The organism is Cupriavidus campinensis (assembly GCF_905397395.1).
GTDB classification, from domain to species: domain Bacteria; phylum Pseudomonadota; class Gammaproteobacteria; order Burkholderiales; family Burkholderiaceae; genus Cupriavidus; species Cupriavidus campinensis.
Map to the genome: position 1 here is coordinate 1 of NZ_CAJPVH010000122.1, position 3,458 is coordinate 3,458.

Annotated in this window: 2 protein-coding genes; both read left to right on the forward strand. The window is 73.0% G+C overall.

Annotated features, from left to right (window positions below; genetic code table 11):
- A partial coding sequence (locus KHO18_RS28005) for a hypothetical protein (RefSeq protein WP_211944297.1) occupies positions 1–2,583 on the forward strand: 2,583 nt, incomplete at its 5' end.
- On the forward strand, positions 2,580–3,458 hold an 879-nt coding region (locus KHO18_RS28010), incomplete at its 3' end, for a contractile injection system tape measure protein (RefSeq protein WP_211944298.1). The genes KHO18_RS28005 and KHO18_RS28010, both read left to right, overlap by 4 nt.

Genomic DNA, 3,458 nt, shown 5'->3' on the forward strand with positions numbered 1-3,458 from the left:
GTCACGCCGCCCGGCGCGTTCCAGGAGGCGGTGCCATCGAGCGGGCCGCAGACCGCGTCGATCGCCCGGCTCGGCGACGATGCGCCGTTCAGCTACGGCGACCTGCGCGCGCGCGGCATCGCGCTGGCCCAGGCCGCCAGCGGCCAGCTCTGGACCGACTACAACCTGCACGATCCCGGTGTCACGCTGCTGGAGTCGCTGTGCTATGCGCTGACCGAAGGTGTGTTCGGCGCCGAAGCCGACGTGGCGGACCTGCTCACCGCGCCCGACGGCCGCATTCACTACCGTCGCCATGCGCTCCATGGCGCCGAGGAGGCGCTGCCCTGCCGGCCCACCACCGAGCTGGACTGGCTGCGCTGGTTGCTCGACCGCGTGCCGGCGGTGCGCCAGCTGCGGCTGCGCATGCCCGACGCGGACGGCCTGTGGCGCATGGCGCTACGCGTGGGCGATGGCGACGGCGCGGCCGCCGCGCGTGACGTGGCGCGCGCGTTTCGCGCCCAGCGCAACCTGGCCGAAGACATGGACGGCGCCCCGCATGTCCTGCGCCCGCGCTGGTGCGCGCTGGATATCCACCTCAGCGTGGATGGCCCGCGCGATCCCGGGGACGTCCTTGTGGAAGTGGTGCGGCGCTGCGCCGACATCGTCAGCGCGGCCCCGCGCCGGCAGCCGCTGCAGGCGCGGCTGGCCCAGCGCGACGCCGCCGGCAATGTGGCGGGCACCGCCGAACTGTTCGACGGCCCCGCCGTGCAGTGCGGCTGGATCGAGGCTGAGGACCTGCGCCGCGATCCGGCCAACCGGCTCCATTTCAGCGATCTGGCCCATGCGCTACGCGAAATCGACGGCGTGGCCGACATCAGCGCGCTGCGGCTGGTACCGCTCGATGCCACGGCTGACGCCGAGGCCGAAGCCGAAGCCGATGACGCACCGGACAGCCTGCCGTGGCACGGCACCGACTGGGCGCTGCAATTGCGCTGGCCGGAGGACAGCATGGCGGTGGCCGCGTGGCAGGTCACGCGGCGCGGCAGCCAGCTGCATCTGGATACGCGCGCGCTGCTGGCCAGGCTGGCGGACGCGCGCCAGGCGGCGCGGCTGTCCAGCACCGCGCCACGCGCCACGCGCTTCGCCGGGCAATTGCTCAAGCGGCCGGCCGGACGCTACCTGCCCGATACGCCGTATCTGTCGATCTGGCACCACCTGCCGCCGCTCTATCGCCAATATCACGCCGCGCCGCGCGCCGACGCGGAGAGCCAGGCCCAGTTCGGCGCCTACCTGGCGCTGCTGGAGCAGTGGCTGGCGCACGGCAGCGCGCAGATGCAACACCTGCGCCAGCTCTTCAGTATCGAGCGCGAGCCTGCGCGCAGCTATTGGTGGGCGCCGCTGGGCCAGTCCGATGTGCCGGGGCTTGCCGGCGTGCACACCTTGCCGCAGGAGGCCGAAGCCGCGCAACTGGCGCGCGATGACGACGCGCTGGACCGCCGCAGCCGTGTGCTGGACCTGATGCTCGCGCTGCATGGCGAAAGCTGCGACCAGCACAGCATCCAGCGCTTCGGCGTCTACTACGACGCGGCGGGCTGGCAACGGCATCTCTATGACTGCAAGCGCCGCTTCGCCCAGCGCATCGTGCGGCATACGCGCGACCGGGGCGGCGCGTTCGATGACAGCCGCCCATCGCTGGGGCGCAAGGGCAATACCGCGCCGCTGCAGGAGCGCGTAGGGCTGCTGCTCGGCCTGGAGCAGACGCACAGCCGGCTGCTGGCCGGCGTGCCGGGCGCGCACGGGATTGCGCTCGATAACGGCGGGGCGCCGGATGCGCGCGCGCCGCTGGCCATGCATGGCGTGCGCGCCGACGCCCCGGAAGGCGTCGAGCCGCTGGTCATGTGGCCGCCGCTGCGCGCGCGCATCGCCGCCCACCTGGACGACGACATGGCGCTAGGCGAGGTCGGCGATCGGCTGGCCTACCATTTCCCGGCACTCGCCCCGCGTGCGCTGCCGGCACCGCTGCTGCGCTGCGCCGCGCACGCAGGCCGCTATCACCGCGTGGCTACCCAGGCGGGCGATGCGCTGTGGCTTGGCCCGGACGAGACCGGACATTGGTGGCCGCTACCGGTGCGGCATGGCCCCGGCGGCGTGATAGCGCCGGCGCTGTACCTGCACGAGCTGGCCTGCCGCGTGCAGCGGGAGGCAGAGGGGCTGCACCTCGTGGAGCATATCCTGTTGCGACCGCTTGGTGGCAGCGGCATGACGGACGCCGATGCCGATGTGCCCGCGGACTTCTACCGGCACCGCATCAGCTTGATCCTGCCGGGCTGGACCGCGCGGGGCGCCGACCACAGCTTCCGGGACCTCGCCCGGGAGACCATCGCGCTGGGCTGCCCGGCGCACATCCTACCCACGGTGCATTGGCTGGAACTGCACGCGCTGGCGGCGTTCGAGCAGGACTTCAGCGCCTGGCTGGCCGCGCGGGTGGCCTATGCCGAGGCGGGAGGCGGGCCCGATGCCACGAGCCGTCTCGACGCCTGCGCGCAGCGTCTGCGTGGCCGTCTCGCCGCCATGGATGGCCCGCGCACAGGAGCCGCCCGATGAGCGGACATGCCATTGAAACCCTGACCTGGGAGACCATCGGCAATGCCGACCGCGAGGCGGCGCTCGCGCACCAGGCGCGGCTCGGCACCTTCCTGAACGGGGCGGGCAGGCTGATCATCGCGCGCGTGTTCTCGCGGATGTCGGCCCCGGGGGAGGCCTGGCGGCTGGACCGGCTCGAACTCGACACGGGGCCCCTGGCGCCGGACGGCAACGATTCGCAATGGGGCGACATCCTCGAGCGCCAGCTGACCGAGGCGCTGCTGGCCGCCCGGCAGGCGCGGCCCGTGCCGCTGCCGGGCGGCATCGTGGCGGTACCTGGCAATGCGAGGCGCGGCCATGCTGCACGGGACGCGCTGACCGGGAGTGCGCGACGGCCATCGGATACCGAACGGCTGGAGCACTTCCTGTTCTATCTTCAGCACGGCCACCTGCCGTGGTCGCGTAGCGCGATCGCCGGGCGCGGCCTGTCGGCATGGCTCGCACGTCTTGCGCAACGTACGGGGCCGCGCCTGTGGTCCCTGCTGCGGGCGCTGCGGCCCGCGCACTTCGTCATCGAACGGCTCAGCCAGATCACGCCCTATGAAGGCTTGCAGGCGCTGATCGGCGTGCGGCATCGCACGCTGGCCGAAAGTCTCGACGCGCTGGACGCCGAGGTGCTGATGCCGTTGCAGGCGCGCGGGCGGCTCAGCGCGTGGCAGGTGCGCCAGCTGCAGCAGGCATGGCGCGTGGCCGCCGTGCGCACGCTGTGGGCACAGCAGGCCACCGATCTTGGCGCGGACGACGTGCAGCGGCTGCGGCGCGAACTCGGCGCCGCGCTGGCACAGCAGTTGGGGCAGGGCGGCTTCGGCGCGTGGCGCCCGGCCTTGCGGCACGCG